General features: G+C 64.1%; 24 protein-coding genes. 18 read left to right on the top strand and 6 right to left on the bottom strand.

The features are described 5' to 3' along the window. Nucleotides 1–153 precede the first annotated feature (153 nt). Together NKI05_RS23785 and NKI05_RS23780 are read right to left on the bottom strand one after the other, a co-directional pair. Nucleotides 154–798, bottom strand: coding sequence for a dihydrofolate reductase family protein (locus tag NKI05_RS23785; RefSeq protein ID WP_352793281.1), 645 nt, complete (start codon nucleotides 796–798; stop codon nucleotides 154–156). A gap of 110 nt (nucleotides 799–908) precedes the next feature. Continuing rightward, on the bottom strand, nucleotides 909–1,604 hold the full coding sequence (locus tag NKI05_RS23780; RefSeq protein WP_023682403.1) for a winged helix-turn-helix transcriptional regulator: 696 nt from the start codon (nucleotides 1,602–1,604) through the stop codon (nucleotides 909–911). 176 nt (nucleotides 1,605–1,780) lie between these two features. Here NKI05_RS23780 and NKI05_RS23775 point away from each other — a divergent pair, with 176 nt between their 5' ends. Beyond that, complete coding sequence (locus tag NKI05_RS23775; protein WP_023693250.1) at nucleotides 1,781–2,107, top strand: DUF1330 domain-containing protein; 327 nt, start codon at nucleotides 1,781–1,783, stop codon at nucleotides 2,105–2,107. Between the two features lie 34 nt (nucleotides 2,108–2,141). Here the strand turns inward: NKI05_RS23775 and hemB are convergent, their stop codons facing one another. From hemB to NKI05_RS23760, 3 genes are all read right to left on the bottom strand, one after another. Next, complete coding sequence (hemB, locus tag NKI05_RS23770; RefSeq protein ID WP_023815667.1) at nucleotides 2,142–3,197, bottom strand: porphobilinogen synthase; 1,056 nt, start codon at nucleotides 3,195–3,197, stop codon at nucleotides 2,142–2,144. 88 nt (nucleotides 3,198–3,285) lie between these two features. Continuing rightward, the gene (locus NKI05_RS23765; protein WP_245260847.1) at nucleotides 3,286–3,579 is read right to left on the bottom strand and encodes a hypothetical protein; all 294 of its coding nucleotides are present in this window, start codon (nucleotides 3,577–3,579) and stop codon (nucleotides 3,286–3,288) included. Beyond that, a complete protein-coding gene (locus NKI05_RS23760) occupies nucleotides 3,539–3,790 on the bottom strand; it encodes a pyridoxamine 5'-phosphate oxidase family protein (protein ID WP_245260846.1) in 252 nt (83 codons plus the stop codon). Before NKI05_RS23760 ends, NKI05_RS23765 begins: the two co-directional genes overlap by 41 nt. A 179-nt stretch (nucleotides 3,791–3,969) precedes the next feature. On the opposite strand from NKI05_RS23760, the gene NKI05_RS23755 reads away from it, so the two are divergent. From NKI05_RS23755 to ldtR, 3 genes are all read left to right on the top strand, one after another. Further along, nucleotides 3,970–5,007 (top strand): enoyl-CoA hydratase/isomerase family protein, encoded by a 1,038-nt coding sequence (locus NKI05_RS23755; protein WP_023734151.1) that lies wholly within the window; start codon nucleotides 3,970–3,972, stop codon nucleotides 5,005–5,007. After that, the gene (locus tag NKI05_RS23750) at nucleotides 5,004–5,426 is read left to right on the top strand and encodes a DUF6163 family protein (protein ID WP_023734150.1); all 423 of its coding nucleotides are present in this window, start codon (nucleotides 5,004–5,006) and stop codon (nucleotides 5,424–5,426) included. Before NKI05_RS23755 ends, NKI05_RS23750 begins: the two co-directional genes overlap by 4 nt. A gap of 203 nt (nucleotides 5,427–5,629) precedes the next feature. Beyond that, complete coding sequence (gene ldtR / locus NKI05_RS23745; protein ID WP_023672997.1) at nucleotides 5,630–6,145, top strand: transcriptional regulator LdtR; 516 nt, start codon at nucleotides 5,630–5,632, stop codon at nucleotides 6,143–6,145. Here the strand turns inward: ldtR and NKI05_RS23740 are convergent, their stop codons facing one another. Next, nucleotides 6,146–6,397 carry a hypothetical protein gene (locus NKI05_RS23740; RefSeq protein WP_023711543.1) on the bottom strand — a complete coding sequence of 84 codons (252 nt, stop codon included), beginning with the start codon at nucleotides 6,395–6,397 and terminating at the stop codon, nucleotides 6,146–6,148. Between the two features lie 127 nt (nucleotides 6,398–6,524). Between NKI05_RS23740 and NKI05_RS23735 the strand changes: the two genes are divergently transcribed. The 14 genes from NKI05_RS23735 (at nucleotide 6,525) to NKI05_RS23670 (ending at nucleotide 20,727) form a co-directional block, all read left to right on the top strand. Next, a complete protein-coding gene (locus NKI05_RS23735; RefSeq protein WP_023711542.1) occupies nucleotides 6,525–7,778 on the top strand; it encodes a L,D-transpeptidase family protein in 1,254 nt (417 codons plus the stop codon). A gap of 184 nt (nucleotides 7,779–7,962) precedes the next feature. After that, nucleotides 7,963–9,609 carry a Na+/H+ antiporter gene (locus tag NKI05_RS23730; RefSeq protein ID WP_023700554.1) on the top strand — a complete coding sequence of 549 codons (1,647 nt, stop codon included), beginning with the start codon at nucleotides 7,963–7,965 and terminating at the stop codon, nucleotides 9,607–9,609. Nucleotides 9,610–9,780: 171 nt separating this feature from the next. Beyond that, on the top strand, nucleotides 9,781–11,094 hold the full coding sequence (glyA, locus tag NKI05_RS23725; protein WP_023669349.1) for a serine hydroxymethyltransferase: 1,314 nt from the start codon (nucleotides 9,781–9,783) through the stop codon (nucleotides 11,092–11,094). Nucleotides 11,095–11,173: 79 nt separating this feature from the next. Next, on the top strand, nucleotides 11,174–11,758 hold the full coding sequence (locus NKI05_RS23720; RefSeq protein WP_023815666.1) for an invasion associated locus B family protein: 585 nt from the start codon (nucleotides 11,174–11,176) through the stop codon (nucleotides 11,756–11,758). A gap of 138 nt (nucleotides 11,759–11,896) precedes the next feature. Further along, nucleotides 11,897–12,406, top strand: a complete 510-nt coding sequence (nrdR, locus tag NKI05_RS23715; RefSeq protein ID WP_023815665.1) for a transcriptional regulator NrdR — start codon at nucleotides 11,897–11,899, stop codon at nucleotides 12,404–12,406. Between the two features lie 2 nt (nucleotides 12,407–12,408). Next, the gene (gene ribD / locus NKI05_RS23710) at nucleotides 12,409–13,539 is read left to right on the top strand and encodes a bifunctional diaminohydroxyphosphoribosylaminopyrimidine deaminase/5-amino-6-(5-phosphoribosylamino)uracil reductase RibD (protein ID WP_352793276.1); all 1,131 of its coding nucleotides are present in this window, start codon (nucleotides 12,409–12,411) and stop codon (nucleotides 13,537–13,539) included. A gap of 1 nt (nucleotide 13,540) precedes the next feature. Then, nucleotides 13,541–14,158, top strand: coding sequence for a riboflavin synthase (locus tag NKI05_RS23705; RefSeq protein WP_023815664.1), 618 nt, complete (start codon nucleotides 13,541–13,543; stop codon nucleotides 14,156–14,158). Nucleotides 14,159–14,253: 95 nt separating this feature from the next. Beyond that, entirely contained in the window at nucleotides 14,254–14,748 is a 495-nt protein-coding gene (gene ribH, locus NKI05_RS23700) for a 6,7-dimethyl-8-ribityllumazine synthase (RefSeq protein ID WP_023815663.1), read from the top strand. Beyond that, nucleotides 14,745–15,245, top strand: a complete 501-nt coding sequence (gene nusB, locus NKI05_RS23695; RefSeq protein ID WP_023669355.1) for a transcription antitermination factor NusB — start codon at nucleotides 14,745–14,747, stop codon at nucleotides 15,243–15,245. The genes ribH and nusB overlap by 4 nt, the downstream gene beginning before the upstream one ends. Next, nucleotides 15,242–16,459 carry an MFS transporter gene (locus tag NKI05_RS23690; RefSeq protein ID WP_352793273.1) on the top strand — a complete coding sequence of 406 codons (1,218 nt, stop codon included), beginning with the start codon at nucleotides 15,242–15,244 and terminating at the stop codon, nucleotides 16,457–16,459. The genes nusB and NKI05_RS23690 overlap by 4 nt, the downstream gene beginning before the upstream one ends. 177 nt (nucleotides 16,460–16,636) lie before the next feature. Then, entirely contained in the window at nucleotides 16,637–17,548 is a 912-nt protein-coding gene (gene osmF, locus NKI05_RS23685; protein ID WP_023815661.1) for a glycine betaine ABC transporter substrate-binding protein OsmF, read from the top strand. Between the two features lie 316 nt (nucleotides 17,549–17,864). Continuing rightward, the gene (locus NKI05_RS23680; RefSeq protein WP_023669358.1) at nucleotides 17,865–19,028 is read left to right on the top strand and encodes an ABC transporter permease; all 1,164 of its coding nucleotides are present in this window, start codon (nucleotides 17,865–17,867) and stop codon (nucleotides 19,026–19,028) included. Continuing rightward, a complete protein-coding gene (locus tag NKI05_RS23675; protein WP_023669359.1) occupies nucleotides 19,025–19,963 on the top strand; it encodes an ABC transporter ATP-binding protein in 939 nt (312 codons plus the stop codon). Before NKI05_RS23680 ends, NKI05_RS23675 begins: the two co-directional genes overlap by 4 nt. Continuing rightward, the gene (locus tag NKI05_RS23670; RefSeq protein ID WP_023700549.1) at nucleotides 19,960–20,727 is read left to right on the top strand and encodes an ABC transporter permease; all 768 of its coding nucleotides are present in this window, start codon (nucleotides 19,960–19,962) and stop codon (nucleotides 20,725–20,727) included. The genes NKI05_RS23675 and NKI05_RS23670 overlap by 4 nt, the downstream gene beginning before the upstream one ends. The last annotated feature ends 230 nt before the right edge of the window (nucleotides 20,728–20,957 follow it).

Below are 20,957 nucleotides of genomic sequence, written 5' to 3'. Positions count from 1 at the left end.
GCCTGAAGGGCGGATGAGGGGCAGCGCCGGCATCGACGAATTCACAGCCGTCGGACGCTGCTAACCTCCAAAAGCAGCGCTGCCCCTCATTGCCTGCCGGGCATTTCTCCCCGCAAAACGGGGAGAAAGAAGCCTGCGCCTGTTACTTCGCCACTATACCCGCTTGATCGTCACATGCGTGGCGAGCGCCGTGGCCACCTGCTCGGTGCACTGGTAACCCAGCTTCAGCATATCCAGCCCGGCAAACAGGCTCTCGCCCCTCCCGAGCAACACCGGCGACACCGCCAGATGCAACTCGTCGATGAGCTTCTCTTGCAGATATTGCCGGATGATGGAAACGCCGCCGCCGACGCGGACATCCTTGCCGCCGGCCGCGGCCTTTGCTTGTTCGAGCGCGGCGTGGATGCCGCCGGTAACGAAGTGGAAAATGGTGCCGCCTTCCATCACAATGGAGTCGCGCTTGTAGTGGGTCAGCACGAAGGTCGGCACATGATAGGGCGGGTTGTCGCCCCACCAGCCTTTCCAGCTCTCGTCTGGCCATTCGCCGCGGATTGGGCCGAACATGTTGCGGCCGAGGATCCAGGCGCCGACATTGTCGAAGCTGCGGATGGTGAACCGGTCGTCCACATCGGTGCTGCCGCCATCCTTGCCGACCATCTCGTGGAAGGTGCGGGTGCCGGTCATCCATTTGTGCAGGTATTCGCCACCAACGCCGAGCGGATTTTGCAGGTCCTGGTCAGGACCGGCGCCGAAACCGTCGAGCGACAAGGTGAAGGCATTGACGCGAAGTTTGGACATGGAGACTCCCTTTCGGTGACCAGTTGTGATTTGCAATCAGTATTCAAACTGATTGCATTTTGCAACTAGTATTTTTAGAGGCAAGCCGATCTGTGGAATGCGCAGGGACCTCAAGCCGCCACGCGCTTCGGCATCACCGCAAACGGGCTGAGCCCAAGCCAGATCTGCATCTTGCCGGCGACGTCGAGATCGCCGGTCAGGCTGATCTTGTCGCGTTCCTTGTGAACTGTCGTCAGCCCCATCCAGATCGAGGTCATGGTGCACAGATCGGTCGAGACGTAGAGATCGACGTCGAAGCCCGGATCGTACCAGCAAAGATCGACCTCGCCCTGCTTTTCGACGATCAGCCACCACGATCGTTTTGACGCCGGCAGGTCATGGTACAGGAATTGTATCACGGTGCGCCCGTCCGGCAGCGGACTGGGGTTCAGATTGCGCCGCATGTCCCACATCAGCAGCGACGGATCGAGGTTTTTGAGCGACAGCCTGGCCTCGACCCATTTCTGGCCCCAAAACCCCATCGCCTCGACAACCGGGCGCAAATCCCGGCCCGCCTCGGTCAGCCGGTATTCGAACACGCCCTTCTCGGTCGCGATCTCGGTCCGCTCGACGATGCCGCCGGCCTCGAGGTCCTTGAGCCGTTGCGACAGAAGGGTTGGCGACATTTTCGGCACGCCACGGCGCAAATCGTTGAAGCGGGTCGATCCCGCCACCAGTTCGCGCAGCAGCACCATGGTCCAGCGTGTGCAGAGCAGCTCGGCGGCCATGGAGAGCGGGCAGAATTGCTTGTAACCGGCTTGTGTCATGTGGTGAGCTCCAAAAGATGTTGCCGGACCTTATTCAGAAAACCTGAGTTCAGCCAGTACAGAAGCTGTACTGGCACCCCCGGTACAGTTCTGTGACTGGAGCGGTCCGGCGCTGCCATGCGAGGCAGCGGTCACGTCACCGGGCAGTCCGGTGCCGATCCATGAGGAGTTGGACAATGACCGCTTACGTGATCGCAGACATCAAGGTGAAGGACGACAAATGGGTGCCGGCCTATGCCGCTTCGGTGCATGACCTCGTCCACAAGCATGGCGGCAAGTATCTCGCCCGCAGCGGCAATGTGAAGACGCTGGAGGGCAAGCCGCTCGACACCAGCCTGATCGCCATCATGGCGTTTCCGTCGGCAAAGGCAGCCGAGGCCTTCACCAACGATCCGCAATACGCTCCGTTTGTGGCGGAGCGTCAGAAGGGCAGCGACAGCCGCTTCCAACTGATCGACGATACCGATCTCGCCGGAACGATTCCTTATTTGCCAAAGGCGTGAGGAAAAGCCGGAACCCGGAGCATCCAGGTTCCGGCTAACCCTTCAGCAGCTGCGCCACTTCCGGCGCGAAGTAAGTCAGGATGCCGTCGCAGCCGGCGCGCTTGAAGGCGAGCAGCGATTCCAGCATCGCCTTTTCGCCGTCGATCCAGCCATTGGCGGCCGCCGCCTTGATCATCGAATATTCGCCCGAAACCTGGTAGGCGAAGGTCGGCATTTGGAACTCATCCTTCAGCCGCCGGATAATGTCGAGATAGGGCAGGCCAGGCTTGACCATCAGCATGTCGGCGCCCTCGGCGAGGTCCTGCTCGGCCTCGCGCACCGCTTCGTCGGAATTGGCGTGGTCGAGATAATAGGTCTTTTTGTCGCCCTTGAGCAGGCCGGCGGTGCCGACCGCCTCGCGGTAGGGGCCATAGAAGGCGGAGGCGAATTTCGTCGCATAGGACATGATCGCCACATCCGAAAAACCGTTGGCGTCGAGTGCGTCGCGAATGGCGCCGATGCGGCCGTCCATCATGTCGGACGGCGCGATGATGTCGGCGCCGGCCGCGGCCTGGATGACGGCCGCGGCGGTCACCTGTTCCACCGTCTCGTCATTGACGATGATGCCGTCGCGCAAGATGCCGTCATGGCCGTGCGAGGTGAACGGATCGAGCGCGGCATCGGTGATGATGCCGATCTCCGGCACCGCGTCCTTGATGGCGCGGGTGGCGCGGTTGATGATGTTTTCCGGGTCGAGGATGTGCGATCCCGTCTGGTCGCGCAGGCTGAGTTCAACATTGGGGAAGGTGGCGATCGCCGGAATGCCGAGCTTAGCGGCCCGCTCGGCCTCCTTGACGGCGAGGTCCAGCGACAGGCGGAAGACGCCGGGCATGGCGGCGATCGGCTCGCGCGTGTTCTTGCCGTCGATCACGAAGATCGGCCAGATCAGATCGTTCACCGTAAGCCGGTTTTCCTGCACCAGGCGGCGCGACCAGTCGGCCTTGCGCATGCGCCGCAAGCGGCGGCTGCCGGTGATCTCGTCGACGCTGCGCGCACCGGCGGGCTTTGCCGGTGCGAATTTGTTGCTCGTCGCGGGGGTGAATTTGTTCATCGCAAAAACTCCGGGTCGGGGCGGCTTTTACCACGAGGCCTTGCCGCTGACCAATGCGACACGATTGTGCCAGTCGATAACGCGCTGCTTACGGCTTCGGCGGCCACGCCAGCTCGGGGCCGGTTTTGAAGAACGACACATTGTTGGTGAAGATGCTCTCCGGGGCGAGCCGGATCAGGCGCCCGTCCGGATGGTCGATGTCGGCCACATTGTCGATGAACCAGCGGTTCCAGGTCGCCTCCGGGCCGAGATATTTGTGCAGCAGCCGTTTGAAGCGGTTCGGCGCCATCGCTTCGATGGTGGCGACGCCGCGCAGGCCGAGATGCAGCAGGATGCCGGCCTCACTGTCGAAATGGACGATCTCCACGGCGCAGCGGGTCACGTTCGAGGTGTTTGACAGCACTTGCCCCGGTCGAGCCGAGCAGCCAGATCGCAGCGTCCTCCCAGATGAACCACATCGGCGCGTTGCGCGGCGCGCCGTCAGCGGTCACGGTCGCCAGATTGGCCATCAGCGGGCGGCTGAGAACATCATCCGGGTCGAACTTTTTCGGCATCTCCCAGCCATGGCTCGGCGCTGCGGTTTCAAGCGTCATGCGTTTGTCCCTGCATCAGAAGAAAGGCTGTTTCGCCGGCAATTCTGCGCGCATTTCTGCCCGGGGCAAAGCACGGTCGCGTTGCATTGCGAAAATCCAAACCGCGCCCGCCGGTTGACGCACCCATGCGCCACCTTTAGCACTTCAGTCCCGCAGGCGCGGGGAGGGATTCTCTGACGATGGACTTTGGCGGCGGCGACGAGATCCGCTTCGAACGGTTGGGCAAGGCAGGCGTCGTCACGCTGACGCGGCCGCAGGCGCTCAATGCGCTGACACATCGCATGATCAAGGCGCTGGACAAGGCGCTCGACGCTTTTGAACGCGATACCGGCGTCGATGTCGTCGTCGTCAAGGCCGAGGGCAGAGCGTTTTGCGCCGGCGGCGACATCATGCACGTCTACGAGGCCCGCGCCGGGAAGCCGCCGGTCGAGTTCTTCGCCGACGAATACCGGCTCAACGCCCGCATCAACAGTTACAAAAAGCCCTATGTCGCGCTGATCGACGGGATCGTGATGGGCGGGGGCGTCGGCATCTCTTTCCACGGCTCGCAGCGCGTGCTGACCGAGAACGCCCAGTTCGCCATGCCCGAAGTCGGCATCGGTTTCTTCCCCGACGTGGGCGGCAGCCATCTGCTGCCCGACCTTGGCGGCAGCTACGGCATGTATCTGGCGCTGACCGGCAACCGCATTCGCTATGGCGATGCGCTGTGGTCGGGCCTGGCCACCCACACCATCAAGGCCGCCGACCAGGCTGCCTTTCTCGACCGGCTTTGCGCCAATGGCGATCCGGAATCGGTGCTGCGCGGCTTCTTCGTGCCGGCCCGGCGCGAAACCGCCCAGCCGGTGCTGGAAGCCATCGCCCGGCATTTTTCCCAACCGTCGCTCGCCGAAATCCTCGAGAGCCTGGAGCGGGCGGCAGGCGCCGACGAGTTTGCCGCCAAGACGCTGGCCACCATCCGCACCCGCTCGCCGACCAGCCTCAATGTCGCGTGGCGCCAGATCAGCGCCGGGCTGACGCTGTCGATGGAAGCCTGCATGAAGATGGAGTTCCGCATCCTCAACCGCATGCTGGCCGGGCACGACTTCTATGAAGGCATCCGCGCCGTCCTCGTCGACAAGGGTTCGACGCCGCAGTGGCGGCCGGCAAGCCTGGCCGAGGTCGACGCTGCTTCGGTGGACGCCTATTTCGCGCCGCTCGAACGGGAGCTCGAACTGTGAGCGAGGTCACGTCGCGGCGCATCGTGCTGCAGCCCTCGGGCGTCGAGATCATCTTCGCCTGGTTCCTGCGCGTCATAGCGGGCTATTGCCTGCTGTTCGGCATCCTGTACTGGATCCGGCTGATCGGTTTTTATCCCGGCCCGCTGTGGCGCTTCGACCTGATGCCGGTGCACTGGCAGGTCGTGGCGGTGATGCTGGCCGTGTTCTTCCCCTTCGCCGCCGCCGGCCTGTGGATGCTGGCGTCGTGGGGCCCGGTGATCTGGTTCATCTGTGCTGTCACCGAGACCATCATGTATGCCGGCTTCCCCGATCTCTACGGCCACCGGCCGCTGATCGTCTTCTCGCATGCCGCGGTCGCGCTGCTCTACATCGCCTTCCGCGTCGTCATCTGGATGCGCAAGCGCCCTGCGCGCGCCTGAAACGCCGCCCCGCAGCCATTGGGTAAATCTTTAGGTTAATTATCCTTGCTCGGGTGACCGTTCGTTAAGCGTCTTGCGAAACCTATTACCGGTAAGCTCTTGTTAGCCCTAGCGTTTAAGTCGAATTTTATGAGTATTCGATAGTGTCGCAATCAAGGTGAAAAACAAAAAATCACCAGGGCGACAAACGAGAGGCAAAGACAATGATCAATTCGCGTCCGGCGGCGAAGACCGCCAACGTATCCGACGATCGCCGCGAGGCTATCCGTTCGCTTTACATGGAATCGCTGCAGCTGGTGGAGCGTCTGCATCGCCGTCTGCTTGACGTGATCAAGGACGAGTTCGACCGCAACGGCCGTTCCGACATCAATGCCATCCAGGCGCTGCTTCTGTTCAATATCGGCAATTCCGAACTGACCGCCGGCGAGCTGCGCTCGCGTGGCTACTATCTCGGCTCGAACGTCTCCTACAATCTGAAGAAGCTGGTCGATCTCGGCTTCATCAACCACCAGCGCTCGCGCATCGACCGCCGTTCGGTCCGCGTTTCGCTGACGCCGAAGGGCAATGAAGTGGCGGAAGTCGTCGCCGGTCTCTATGAGCGCCATGTCGGCTCGATCGAACAGGTCGGCGGCATCAACAGCGAAGAGTTCAAGCAGATGAACCGCGCGCTGCAGCGCCTCGACCGCTTCTGGAACGACACGATTGCCTACAGGATGTAATCAGCGGGCCATTGAATAGCAGCTGCGCCGGAAGAAGCGCGGCCGGAGGCAAGTCTCAGCCAACAGGCCGGTGCCGAAAAGCACCGGCCTTTTCTTTTTCGAGCCGCCTGCGCTTCCAATTCGGCGCAAAGCCACGTTGCCGCCATATTCGCGGTGGAAGCGAGGGGTGTGGGTATGCGGCGGCGAAAGCTGTTCGCGCGCCTGTAAGGTCGCATCGCCGTCCGCTTTTGACGGCCAGGTGACGCAGGTCATGGTTGGCTAATTGTTAACAGTGCCAACTTTAAAGTGCGGGCGATATCGCCCAACATCGAGCACGTAGCCGAACGCTGCAACAGCCAAACGCTACAAGCCAAACACGACAAGAATGTCTGGAACGTCCATGAGAACCAGCCGCCGCTTTTTCCTTTCTGGAGCCTCCGCGCTCGCCGTCGCCATGGTTGCCAATGCCGCCAGCGCGCAGGATGTCATCGACGATATCCTGAAATCTTCGGCCCGCGGCAATTGGGACGACCAGTTCGACGCCCGCGCCTCGGAAGGCGGCAAGGTCGCCTCGACGCTGCCGATCTTCAGCCTGCAGACGGTCGCCTTCACCGAACAGGCGGTGGCGCAGTATCAGAACATCGTCGCCCAGGGCGGCTGGGGCGAGGTGCCGGCGACCAAGAAGCTGCAGCTTGGCGTCGACGATCCGGACGTGGTGCCGCTGCGCAAGCGGCTGATGATTTCGGGCGACCTGGCGCAGAGCGCCGGCATTTCGACGTCGTTCGATTCCTACGTCGACGCCGCGGTCAAGCGCTTCCAGGCGCGCCATGGCCTGCCGGCCGACGGCGCCATGGGCAAATACACTTATGCGGCGATGAACGTTTCGGCGCAGATCCGCCTCGGTCAGCTGCAGACCAACCTGGAGCGCCTGCGCGAAAAGGCCGGCACGCTGGGCAGCCGTTATGTGCTGGTCGATATCCCGGCGGCACAGATCGAGGCGGTCGAGAACGATCGCGTCGTGCTGCGCCACACCGCAATCGTCGGCAAGATCGACCGCCAGACCCCGGTGGTCAATTCCAAGATCAACGAGATCATCGTCAATCCTTACTGGAACGCGCCGGTCTCGATCGTGCGCAAGGACATCATTCCGCTGATGCGGAAGAACCCCGACTATCTCAAGGACAGCCACATCCGGCTGTTTGCGCCTGATGGCAGCGAAGTCGATCCGATGACTGTCGACTGGTCGACGGATGATGCCGCAAAATACCGCTTCCGCCAGGATCCGGGTTCCGGCAACGCCATGGCCTCGGTGAAGATCAACTTCCCCAGCCCCGACGGCGTCTACATGCACGATACGCCGCAGCAAAGCCTGTTCGGCAAGATGATGCGCTTCGATTCCTCGGGCTGCGTGCGTGTCCAGAACGTGCGCGACCTCGTCACATGGGTCCTGCGCGACACACCCGGCTGGGACCGCCAGCATTTCGAGGCGACCATCAAGACCGGCGAGAACACGCCGGTGCAGGTCGTCAACCCGGTTCCGGTCCACTTCCTCTATGTGTCGGCCTGGTCGACGGGTCCGGGCGTCGTGCAGTTCCGCGACGACGTCTACGCGCTCGATGGCGCCAGCGAACTGCAGATCACCTCTTCGCTCTAAGCGGCTGATCTCCTTCAGGAAAGGCCACCGCAAGGTGGCCTTTTCCGTTCGACATCCCAACAGAAGAAGACTGGTGGCCGCCAGCCATGCAGGCCATGAACACCTGCCGGACGTTGCGCCGCAGGCCCATCTGGACGGACTAACGGCAATTGCGCATGGTCCTCAAAACAGCCGGAATCGCGCCATGCAGGTCGCAATCTTCATCCTCGCCGTGCTGGTCTTCGTCGCTCTTTCCGGCGCACTGGTGCGGTTGGTTCGGGTGCCGCTGCCGGTGCTGCAGATTGCCATCGGCGCCGCGCTCGCCTGGCCGGTGAAAGGCATCCATGTCGAGATCGACCCCGAACTCTTCCTGCTGGTGTTCATCCCGCCGCTTTTGTTCGGCGATGCCTATGGAGCGCCCAAACGCGAGCTGATCGCGCTGCGCGGACCGATCCTCGATCTGGCCATCGGGCTGGTCTTCTTTACCATTGTCGGCTTCGGTTATGCCTTGCACTGGTTGGTGCCGAGCATCCCGCTGGTCGTCGCCTTCGCGCTCGCTGCCGTGCTGTCCCCGACCGACGCCGTGGCGGTGTCCTCGATCGTCGACAGAAGCCTGGTGCCGGCGCGGCTGATGCATATTCTGGAAGGCGAGGCGCTGCTCAACGACGCCTCGGGCCTGGTCATGTTCCGCTTCGCCGTCGCCGCCGCCGTGACCGGCAGCTTTTCCTTCGCCGATGCATCGCTGAGCTTCTTTTATGCCGTCGCCATCGGCATCCTGGCCGGCATCGCCGCGTTGTTCATCGCCGCCAGGCTCCTGCAGCTTCTGAATCGCATCGGCGGCGTTCCGGCCGAGGCGCAGGTTCTGGTCATGGTCCTGCTGCCCTTCATTGCCTATCTCGTCGCCGAACATCTGCATGCCTCAGGCATTCTGGCGGCGGTCACCGCCGGGCTTTTGACCGGCGGCTCCGGCGTCTTCCGCTTCCTCGGCGTCTCGGCGCGCATGCAGACGATCTCGCTGTGGACAACCTTGTCCTTCGTCTACAATGGCGCGCTGTTCATCGTGCTCGGCATGCAGCTTCCCGAAATCATTCGCCGCGTGCCGCCCGAACTGACTGGCCATTACCCGATCATCCAGCCGGTCGCGACGGTGATTGCGCTGACGCTGTGCCTGATCGCGCTGCGCTTCCTCTGGATCTGGGTCGGCGACATCGCGGCAGGCCTCAAGGCAAAATGGGGAAAGCGCAAGGCCGAGCCGTTCGGGATGCGTGTGCGGCTTGCCGGCTCGGTGGCGGGCGTGCGCGGCGCGATCACGCTGGCCGGCATCCTGTCGCTCCCGCTCGCCATGCCGGACGGCTCGCCTTTTCCCGCGCGCGACCTGGTGATCTTCCTCGCCGCCGGCGTCATCATCTGTTCGCTCGCCATCGCCAGCGTGGCGCTGCCGAAGATAGCGCGCGGGCTGGTCGAGCCGGGCGAGGATGGCAGCGCCATCGAGGAGCGTCTCGCCCGCATCGGCGCCGCCAAGGCGGCCATCGCCCGCGTCGAAAGCATGGCGGGCGCCAGCGACGACGACCAGGGCGAGGTGCCCGGCGCCAGGCTTGCCGCCGCCGAAAACATCGTCGCCGGCTACCGGCGCCGGATCGCCACTTCGGACGAGGCCGACGACGCCCGGGCAGAGGCCCGCGAAGCCGGGCGGCTGGAGCTCGAAATGCGGCTTGCCGGCATCGAGGCCGAGCGCATCGCCGTGCGCGACATGTTAAGCAGCGGCGCGATCAACGACCATACGGCGCGGGCGCTGTTTACCGAGATCACGCTCACCGAAGCCTTGCTGCAGGGGCGGCAGGAGCGAAAATAGCGGTACAGGGCCGCTCTGGCGCAATCCGGCCAGCAAATTTCGCGCTGCAAACGTGGCGAGGCGAAAACAACTGTGTTAATGGCGCGGCAATGCATGTCGCCCGGAACCGTGCAGCGGTTTCGGGGCAACGATATGCATAGATAAATGCCCCGAACCGAAGGATTTCAGGCCATGGCAACTGCAGCGGCAGCGTCGAACAAGTTCGAATCCTTCTTCGAAACCACGCTGGAAGATGCCGATCCGGAGATCTTCGGCTCGATCCGCAACGAGCTTGGCCGCCAGCGTCACGAGATCGAGCTGATCGCCTCGGAAAACATCGTTTCGCGCGCCGTGCTCGAGGCGCAGGGCTCGATCATGACCAACAAATACGCCGAGGGTTATCCGGGCAAGCGCTATTATGGCGGCTGCCAGTTCGTCGACGTCGCCGAGGAACTCGCTATCGAGCGCGCCAAAAAGCTGTTCGGCTGCAACTTCGCCAATGTCCAGCCGAATTCCGGCAGCCAGATGAACCAGGCGGTCTTCCTGGCGCTGCTGCAGCCGGGCGATACCTTCATGGGCCTCGACCTGAACTCCGGCGGCCACCTGACGCACGGCTCGCCCGTCAATATGAGCGGCAAATGGTTCAAGGTCGTTTCCTATGGCGTGCGCAAGGACGACCATCTGCTCGACATGGACGCGATCGAAAAGACCGCGCATGAGACCAAGCCGAAGCTGATCCTGGCCGGCGGCACCGCCTATTCGCGCATCTGGGACTGGAAGCGCTTTCGCGAGATCGCCGATGCGGTCGGCGCCTATCTGATGGTCGACATGGCCCATATCGCCGGCCTGGTTGCCGGCGGCGTGCATCCGTCACCGCTGCCGCACGCCCATGTCGTGACCACGACCACGCACAAATCGTTGCGAGGCCCGCGCGGCGGCATGATCCTGTGCAATGACGAGGACATCGCCAAGAAGATGAACTCGGCGGTTTTCCCCGGCCTGCAGGGCGGCCCGCTGATGCATGTCATCGCCGCCAAGGCGGTCGCCTTCGGCGAGGCGCTGAAGCCGAGCTTCAAGCTCTATGCCGAGAGCGTCGCCGCCAACGCCAAGGCGCTGGCGTCGAGCCTCAAGGAAACCGGCCTCGACATCGTCTCCGGCGGCACCGACAATCATCTGATGCTGGTCGATCTCAGGCCCAAGAACGCCACCGGCAAGCGCGCCGAGGCAGCGCTCGGCCGCGCCAACATCACCTGCAACAAGAACGGCATCCCGTTCGATCCGGAAAAGCCTTTCGTCACCTCTGGCGTGCGTCTGGGCACGCCGGCTGGCACCACGCGCGGCTTCGGCCAGGCCGAGTTCCGCGAGATCGGCAAGCTGATCGCCGAAGTGCTGGACGGGCTGAAGGTCGCCAATTCCGACGAAGGCAATGCGGCTGTGGAAGCAGCCGTGAAGGCCAAGGTCGTGGCGCTGACCGATCGTTTCCCGCTCTATCCCTATCTCGGTTGACCGCCAGCGGCGCATCGTCTTTTATCCCGCGCTCTGCGCCGCTCCTGTCCGGGCGGCGCGGCCTGTTGGAGATTTGACGATGCGCATGTTCCATCCTGCCGTTCTGGCCTCCCTCGGCTCGCTTGCCGCTGTCGCCGTGTCGGGCGCGATCGCCCAGGAGCAGACGCAGCCGGGCACGGATATCCCCGCCACAAACACCTTTGGCAGGTGGACCACCATCATCGATGCGCTCGACACCGGCCAGGATTCCCACAAGACCTGCGCTGCCTCCACGGCCTTTGTCGATGGCGGCGGCAATGCCGGCACGCTGACGCTTTCGATCTCGACCGGCGACGCGCTGCCGCCCGATGCCTATCCCGCGATCATGTTCACGATCGCCAACAAGGAGCTGCCGACCGGCAAGAAGATCGCCGCGACCTTCGGTGACCCCGGCGTCAAGGTTTCCGCGACCGTCTATTCCAATGATGCCGGCCGCCCGAGCTGGACCGTCGACAACCAGGCCAAGACCAGTCTCGCTTTGTTGCGGGCAATGCGCCAGGTCATCTCGCTCGACGTGACGTTCGGCAAGCAGGCCGTCGCCAGCATCCCTATGGACGGCTTCACCAAGGCCTACCGCAACCTCGGAACGTCCTGCGGCTTCCCGACCAAGGACGTCGCGCCCTGACATATCTGGCGCGGCTGGCAATTTTCCTCCCGCCTCGCTATCTCTGAGGGCGCGAGCGGCCGTTGCCGAACCTTTGCCGTCCCGGCAAAAACCTCTAAGCCTATCGTTCCGCCAGAATCGCCAACCTGAAGGCTCTCCATGCGCTGTCCCTATTGCCAGTCCGAAGATACGCAGGTGAAGGATTCGCGCCCCGCCGAGGATGGCGCGGCGATCCGCCGGCGGCGCGTCTGTCCCGATTGCGGTGGCCGTTTCACCACTTTCGAGCGCGTCCAGTTGCGGGACCTCGTGGTGGTGAAGAAGTCCGGCAGAAAGGTGCCGTTCGACCGCGACAAGCTCTTGCGTTCGGTGGAGATCGCGGTGCGCAAGCGCAATGTCGATCCCGAGCGAATCGACCGCGCCGTCACCGGCATCGTGCGCCAGCTCGAAAGCTCCGGCGAGACGGAAATCGCCTCGGGCGAGGTCGGCCGGCTCGTGATGGAAGCGCTGAAGTCGCTCGACGACGTCGCCTATGTCCGCTTCGCCTCGGTCTATCGCAATTTTCGCGAGGCCAAGGATTTCCACGATGTGCTGGGTGAGCTCAAAGGCGACGAGCTCAAAGGCGACGAGCTCAAGGGCGACGAGCTGAAGGGCGAAGAGGACGCCGGCTGAGCATGGCAAGCCAAACGTCAGGGAAGGCCGATCAGCAGGCCCTCGATCGCCGCTTCATGGCCGCAGCGCTGAGGCTCTCGCGCAGAAATGCCGGCCGCACCTCGACCAACCCTTCGGTCGGCACCATCATCGTTCGCGACGATGGCGCCGGGCCGATGATCGTCGGCACCGGCGTCACCGCCGTCGGCGGCCGGCCGCATGCCGAGACCGAGGCGCTGGCTGAAGCCGGCGAGTTGGCGCGCGGCGCCACCGCCTATGTCACGCTGGAGCCCTGCGCCCACCATGGCCGCACGCCGCCTTGTGCCAACGCGCTGGTCAATGCCGGAGTGGCGCGGGTCGTCGGCGCCGCCAGCGATCCCGATCCGCGCGTCTCCGGCAAAGGCTATGCCATCCTGCGCGCCGCCGGCATCGAAGTGGTCGAAAAGGTGCTGGTCGAGGAAGCCGCCGGGCAGATGGCCGGCTATTTGATTCGATCCCTGAAAAAGCGCCCGGAAGTGACTCTGAAGCTTGCGCTTTCCAGCGACGGCAAGATCGGCAGGTATGGCGCCGGCCAGGTTGCGATCACCGGCGATGTCGCCCGCCGCGAAGTCTATCTGATGCGCGCCGAAGCCGATGGCATACTGGTCGGCATCGGCACGGCGCTGGAGGATGATCCGGCGCTCACCGTGCGGCTGCCGGGGCTGGAGAACCGCTCGCCGGCGCGCATCGTGCTCGACCGCCAGATCAGGCTGCCGGAAGCCTCGAAGCTGGTCTCCGGCACCGACCGAGTGCCGCTCTATGTCGCCGCGAGCCTGGGGGCCGATCCGCTGCGGCGGTCGGTGCTGGAGCGTGCCGGCGTGCGCTTCATCGGCACCGAAACCCATGAAGGCGGCGTGGCCTTGCCGGAACTGCTCGAGGATCTCGGCGCGCTCGGCATGGCCAGCGTTCTGGTCGAAGGCGGCGCCAAGGTAGCCAGCGCCTTCCTCGCCGAAGGACTGGTCGACCGCATCGTGCTGTTCCAGGGACCGGAAGCGATCGGCGAGGGCGGCATTGCATCGCCCATCGACGCCAACCATATCCCGGCAGGCTTCCGCAAATTGCGCGAGATGCGCTTCGCGGAAGACAGCTATGCCGAATGGGTGAGAGATATCTGAAATGTTCACTGGAATTGTCACCGATATCGGCACCGTCGCGGCCGTCAAGCCGCTGAGCGAAGGCGTCGGCCTGCGCATCGACACCGCGTATGATCCCGCGACCATCGCTATTGGCGCCTCGATCTCCTGCGGCGGCGTCTGCCTGACGGTGACGGCGCTGCCAGATGGCGGGTCCAACGCACGCTGGTTCGAGGTCGAAGCCTGGGAAGAGGCACTGAGGCTGACCACGGCGTCGGGCTGGAAATCAGGCACCAAGGTCAATCTTGAGCGAGCACTGAAGATCGGCGACGAACTTGGCGGGCACATCGTGTCGGGCCATGTCGACGGCATGGCCGAAATCATCGAGCGCAAGGATGAAGGCGATGCCGTTCGCTTCACGCTGGAGGCGCCGCGCGAACTGGCAAAATTCATTGCCCCAAAAGGCTCCGTCGCACTCGACGGCACCTCGCTTACCGTCAACAAGGTCGAAGGCGCCCGTTTCGACGTGCTGTTGATCCACCATTCGCTGACCGTGACGACCTGGGGCGAGCGCAAGGTGGGCGACAAGGTCAACCTCGAGATCGACACCATGGCCCGCTACGCCGCGCGACTGGTCGAGGCGGTGAAAGAGGGGCTTTGAGCCCCCCTGGGAAATTAGACCGGGCCTGAGCGTCGGACAAAGCTTGCGAATGTGACCGCTTCAGCCTAAGTCACCCGGTACCCCCGGAGACATTCATGGCAGGCACATCCCAACACGGCAAAGCGTTCATTCGCCCGAAGAAGAAGGCCCACCTTCTGATTATCGAGGCGCGCTTTCATGACGATCTTGCCGACGCGCTGCTCGACGGCGCGACGACAGCACTCGACGAAGCCGGCGCGACCTATGACGTCGTCACCGTTCCCGGTTCGCTGGAAATTCCAGCAGTGATCACTTTTGCGCTCGACGGCATGGGCGAGGGAGGCAAGGACTATGATGGTTTTGTCGCGCTCGGCACCATCATTCGTGGCGACACCTATCATTTCGACATCGTCGCCAATGAATCGAGTCGCGCGCTGATGGATCTCTCGGTGCAGGAAGCGATTGCGATCGGCAACGGCATCCTGACCACCGAGAACGACGCGCAGGCCTGGACGCGCGCCAAGCGCTCGGAGGGCGACAAGGGCGGCTTTGCCGCGCGCGCGGCGCTGACCATGATCGCGCTCAAGGAGAAGCTGGGAGCGCAATCGTGAGCGAACCCGCTTCGCCCGGCCAGCCCGCGACACGCCATGCCAATAAGCGTGGCGCCGCCCGTCTGGCCGCCGTGCAGGCGCTTTACCAGATGGACGTGGCCGGCAGCGGCGTCTTCGAGATCACCGCCGAATACGAGGCGTTCCGGCTCGGCAAGGAAGTCGACGGCGCGCTTTATCGGGAGGCCGACGCGCAGTGGTTCCGCGCCATCCTGGCCGGCGTCGTCGAGAACCAGACGACCATCGATCCGATCATACGCCAGGCGCTGACGGAAGACTGGCCGCTGTCCAGACTCGATTCGACGTTGCGCGCCATCCTGCGCGCCGGCGTCTACGAACTGATGAAGCGCGACGACGTGCCGGTGGCCGTCATCGTTTCGGAATATGTCGACATCGCCAAGGCCTTCTACGAGGAAGACGAGCCGAAGCTGACCAACGCCGTGCTCGACCGTGTGTCGCGCCGGGTGCGGGGCGAGGGGCGCGGCAAGGACGCATTGTGACCGGCACCGTCGCCGGCGCAGCACGGGACGCGCGCCGCACGGCGATCATCCTGGCGACGTCGCAGGCGATTATCGGTTCGGCCGCGCCGATTGCCATTTCCATGGGCGGGCTGGCCGGGCAATATCTGCTTGGCCCCGATAAGTCGCTGGCAACGGCGCCAATCACCGGCTTCAACATCGGCGTGGCGCTCGGCGCGTTGACGGCCGCGGCCATCATCCGTTGGCTCGGCCAGCGCGGCGGTTTCATGACCGGCACCATCGTCACCGCGCTTGGCGGCGTCATCTCCACGTTGGCTCTGTTCCACGCCAGCTTCTGGCTGTTCGCTTTCGCGCTGCTGGTGATCGGCGTCGGCGGCGCCTTCGTCCAGCAGTTCCGCTTCGCCGCCGCCGATAATGCTCCGCCCGAATTCAAGGCGCGCGCCATTTCCTTCGTGCTGGCCGGCGGCGTCATCACCGCGATTCTCGGGCCGCAGATCGTCATCTTCACCCGCGAATTGCTGGCGCCGGTGATGTTTGCCGGCTCGTTCGTGGCCATTCCGGTTCTGGCGGCGGCCGGCGCCATCATCCTGTCATTCCTGCGCATCCCGGCCAAGGCTCCCGGCCACGCGGAAGTCGCGTCAAGCGACGCCCGGCCGCTGTCCGAGATCGTCACCCGGCCGCGTTTCGTCGCGGCACTGTTTTGCGCCGTCGGCAGCTATGCGCTGATGAGTTTCGTCATGACCGGCGCGCCGCTGGCCATGGTCGGCTGCGGCCTGTCGACGGACGACGCCACGCTCGGCATTTCCTGGCATGTGATGGCGATGTTTGCGCCGAGCTTCTTCACCGGATCGCTGATCCATCGCTTCGGCGCCGAACGCATCGTCGCAACCGGCCTGGTCCTGCTCATCGGCTGCGCCGCGGTGGCATTGTCCGGCCTGCATTTGTGGCAGTTCTGGACGGCGCTGATCCTGCTTGGCCTCGGCTGGAATTTTGCCTTCATCGGCGCCACCTCCATGGTCGCCGACAGCTACCATCCGTCCGAAAAGAGCAAGGTGCAGGGCTTCCACGACTTCGTCCTGTTCGGCTCGGTCGCTTTCGCCTCGCTGATGTCGGGCGCCATCTACAATGCCTGGGGCTGGGAGATGCTGAACTGGCTGGTCTTCCCGGTCGTCGCCCTCTGCTTTGTGGCGCTTGGCGCCCTCAAGCTGACCGCATTGCGCAAAGCCCGCGCCTGATCGGTTCTATGTTTGGCTTGGCACGACCTGTCAGCATGGCGCCGGCCGAAATCGCGGCGACCGCACAAAATTATTGCGTCTGTACCCATTGTTATGAAACCGTGTGCCCCGACGGGGCGTTGAAGCCATGCTCATATGCGGCCACCGCATTTCGGTCCAAAGCAAGGGGTTTTCACAATGTTTTCAGTCAAGATTCTGGCCGGCGCGGGGTTGGCGCTCGGCATCACGGCCGCCTCCGCCAATGCCCAGGTGGTCGTCTCCTCGAAGATCGACACCGAGGGCGGCGTGCTCGGCAACATCATCCAGCTTGTGCTCAACGCCAACAACATCAAGACCACCGACCGCATCCAGCTCGGCGGCACGCCGGTGGTACGCAAAGCGATCACTGCCGGCGAGATCGACATCTATCCCGAGTACACCAGCAATGCCGCTTTCTTCTTCGAGAAGGCCGACGATCCGGTCTGGAAGGATGCCGCCAAGGCCTATGAGACCGCCAAGAAGCTCGACTATGATGCCAACAAGATCGTCTGGCTGTCGCCGTCACCGGCCAACAACACCTGGGCGATCGCGCTGCGCAAGGAGGTTGCCGAGACCAACAAGCTGGCGACCCTGACCGACTTCGGCAAATATGTCGCCGGCGGCGGCACGGTCGTTTTGGCGGCCTCGGCCGAGTTCGTCAATTCGGCGGCAGCCCTGCCGGCGTTCCAGACCACTTACGGCTTCACGCTGAAGCCCGAGCAGCTGATCACGCTTTCGGGCGGCGACACCGCCGCGACAATCGGTGCTGCCGCCAACCAGACCAACGGCGCCAACGCCGCCATGGTCTACGGCACCGACGGCGGCATCGCGCCGTCCGGCCTGGTCGTGCTCGCCGACGACAAGGGCGTGCAGCCGGTCTACCAGCCGGCGCCGATCATCCGCGAAGTGGTGCTGAAGGAGCATCCGGAGATCGAGACGCTGTTGAAGCCGGTGTTCGCCAAGCTCGACCTCGTCACGCTGCAGGAGCTGAACGGCCGCGTCCAGGTCGGCGGCGAGCCGGTCAAGGGCGTCGCCGAGGACTTTTTAAAGAAGAACGGGTTTTTGAAGTAGTCAGCGCATAGCTGATCGTGACGCTGGTGCGAGACACCCCTCTCTGGAAGCTGCTGATCTCCCCCCTTGCGGCAGAGATGTCCGGCAGGACAGAGGGGGGTGCTGTCCCGCCGACCTCACAACCGGTAGCAGGTGCGTGCCTCGACAGGGTTGCTTCTGAACAAGCCGACGCTCGAAAGCTGGCGATCCTTCACACCCCCCTCTGGCCTGCCGGCCATCTCCCCCGCAAGGGGGGAGATCGGATTTCGCGTCGGCTTTCGCCGATCACCAGCGTAGTCTGCGCAACGTGGAAAATCGCTCCTCATGAGGGGCATCCATGACCCTGCGTTTCGACAAGCTCGGCATGGTTATCGCGGCGATCGTTGCCTATGCGGCGTTTCTGGCCCCGTTCGCCACCTTCCGCGCCAATCGTATCGTTCCCGGTCAGGCGCGCTCGATCCTGGACGCGCTGCCGGCCACAGTCGGGCCGCTACTGCTGGCGACCGTCGTCGTGGCCGCAATTGTTGCCTTGCTGAAAACCCCGCTTGTCCTGCGCCTGGCCGCAAGCGTCGTGGCGCTCGCCGCCCTTGCCATCCTGATCGGTGTCGCCGGCACCTTCCTGATGCCGGCCGGCAACACCTTCGCCCGCATCTCGCCGGCTTCCGGGTTCTGGCTGTTGATCTTTGCCTTCACATTGTTGCTAGCCGACGTGCTGACCAGGCTCAACCTGTCGCCACCGGCCCGCGTCGGCGTGCTCGTCGTCGCGGCGCTGGCCATCGGCTTGTTGCTGATATCGGGGCAGTGGGACAGCCTGTCGATCCTCAAGGAATATGCAAACCGCGCCGATAGTTTCTGGGCCGAAGGCTCCAAGCACATCACACTGGCGCTGGGGTCGCTGGCGGCGGCGGTGATCGTCGGCCTGCCGCTCGGCATTCTATGCCATCGCGTCGAACGGGTGCGCGCCGGTGTGCTCAACGTGCTCAACATCGTCCAGACCATACCCTCGATCGCGCTGTTCGGCCTGCTGATCGCGCCGCTCGGCTGGGTCGCCGCGCATGTTCCGGGTGCCGCAGCGCTCGGTGTCAGAGGCATCGGCACCGCGCCGGCCTTCGTTGCCTTGTTCCTCTATTCGCTGCTGCCGGTGGTGGCCAACACCGTGGTCGGGCTTGCTGGCGTACCCCGCGCGGCCAATGATGCAGCGCGCGGCATGGGCATGACCGATGGCCAGCGCCTGTTCGGCGTCGAGTTTCCGTTGGCCTTTCCGGTGATCCTCACCGGCATCCGCATCGTGCTGGTGCAGAACATCGGCCTGGCCACCATCGCCGCACTGATCGGCGGCGGCGGCTTTGGCGTCTTCGTCTTCCAGGGCGTCGGCCAGACCGCAATGGACCTGGTGCTGCTCGGCGCCGTGCCGACGGTGGCGCTGGCCTTCGCCGCGGCCATCATCCTCGACGCAGTGATCGAAATGACCGCCACCAGGCGCAGGGTTGAAACGGCATGATCGAGATCGAAGGCATTACCAAGCGCTATGACGCGACGACCGTGGTCGACGACGTGTCCATGGTCGTCGAGCCGCGCACGGTTTGCGTCATTGTCGGTACCTCCGGTTCCGGCAAGACGACGCTGCTGCGAATGATCAACCGGCTGGTCGAGCCGACCGCCGGCGTCATCAAGCTCGACGGCAACGACAACCGCACGCTGCCCGGCTACGAGCTGCGCCGCAGCATCGGCTACGCTATCCAGGGCCACGGCCTGTTCCCGCACCGCACCGTTGCGCAGAACATCGCCACCGTGCCGGTCCTGCTGGGCTGGGACAAGGACCGCATCAAGGCCCGCGTCGATGAGTTGATGACACTCTACCAGCTCGACCCCGAGGCCTATGGCCAGCGCTACCCGCACGAACTGTCCGGCGGGCAACAGCAGCGTGTCGGCGTCGCCCGCGCGCTCGCCGCCGAGCCCAATGTGCTTCTGATGGACGAACCGTTCGGCGCACTCGACCCGATCATCCGCACCAAGGCGCAGGAGGACCTGCTGGCGATCCAGAAGCGCTTCGGCACCACCATCATCCTCGTTACCCACGACATGGAGGAGGCGGTCCACATGGGCGACAAGATCGCCGTCATGGATGCCGGAAAGCTGGTGCAATACGCCAAGCCGGAAGAGATCCTGGCGCGGCCGGCGAACGCCTTCGTCGAAACCCTGGTCGGCGCCAGCGAAAAGCCGTTCCGGCTCTTGTCGCTCGGCCGCGTGCGCGACGCCGTGGAAAAGGGGACTGCCGAAGGCGAGGCGATCCCAGGCGACGCCAGCCAGCGCGACGCGCTGGCCGAGCTTCTGTGGTCGGGCCGGCCGGCGCTGCCGGTCAAGGGCGAAGACGGCAAGCTGCTCGGCCGCGTCACCGTCGACGGGCTGGTGAAGCGCGCGGCGAGGCCGGCATGAAAGGGGCCGGTCTAAAAGCCTGGCTGCCTTCGCTGCTCAGGCTTGCCCTGGTGGTGCTTCTCATAGCCTTCGTCACCAATCCCGGCTGGTTCGAGCCGCTGTTGAAGCCGCTGACCGAAAACAATGCGCCGGCGATCTACAATCAGGGCAGCCTGCTGACGCTGACCCTGCTGCATCTCAGGACCGTGCTGATCGCTACCGTCGCCGCAACCATCGTTGCCGTGGCGCTTGCCATCCTGGTGACCAGGCCGGCGGGCGCCGAATTCCTGCCGCTGTCGCGCAGTCTGGTCAATATCGGCCAGACCTTTCCGCCGGTGGCGGTGCTGGCGCTGGCGGTGCCCGCCGTCGGTTTCGGCGAGAAGCCGACGCTGATTGCGCTGTTTCTCTACGGCCTGCTGCCGATCTTCGAGAACGCGCTGACCGGCCTCACGACGCTGCAGGGCAACATCATGGAGGCCGCGCGCGGCGCCGGCATGACCGGCTGGCAAAGGCTGATCAAGGTTGAATTGCCGCTGAGTGCGCCGATCATTCTGGGCGGCATAAGGCTGTCGGTGGTGATCAGCCTGGCCACGGCGACGATCGGTTCGACGGTTGCCGCCAAGACGCTGGGCGAGGTGATCATCGCCGGCCTGCTGTCCAACAATCTCGCCTTCGTCCTGCAAGGCGGCCTGATCGTCGCGGCGCTGGCGGTGCTGATCTATGACGGACTGTCCGCCATCGAGCGCTATACGGCGCGCAAGATGGGGCAGGAGACTGGCGACTGACCTTCGCTGGACTGCGGGCAAAGCATTGACTGACGCGGCGTCATTTCAATCGATCTAATATCAGGGCATCGGCAATGGGAATGTTGTGGCCTAAACCTTTTGGCTGAAAGCGGGGCAAAAACCGAACAATATCTTGACGTTCCGAGCCCTGTTTCGCATACACCGCTGCGAAGGACGGATTCCGCCTAGGCTTATCCGCTCCCCGCACCAACGGCCCAGGGAGGGGTTCT

The sequence above is a fragment of the Mesorhizobium sp. M0771 genome (genome assembly GCF_040320155.1).
Taxonomy (GTDB): Bacteria; Pseudomonadota; Alphaproteobacteria; order Rhizobiales; family Rhizobiaceae; genus Mesorhizobium.
This window is presented reverse-complemented; position numbering and strand designations above follow the sequence as displayed.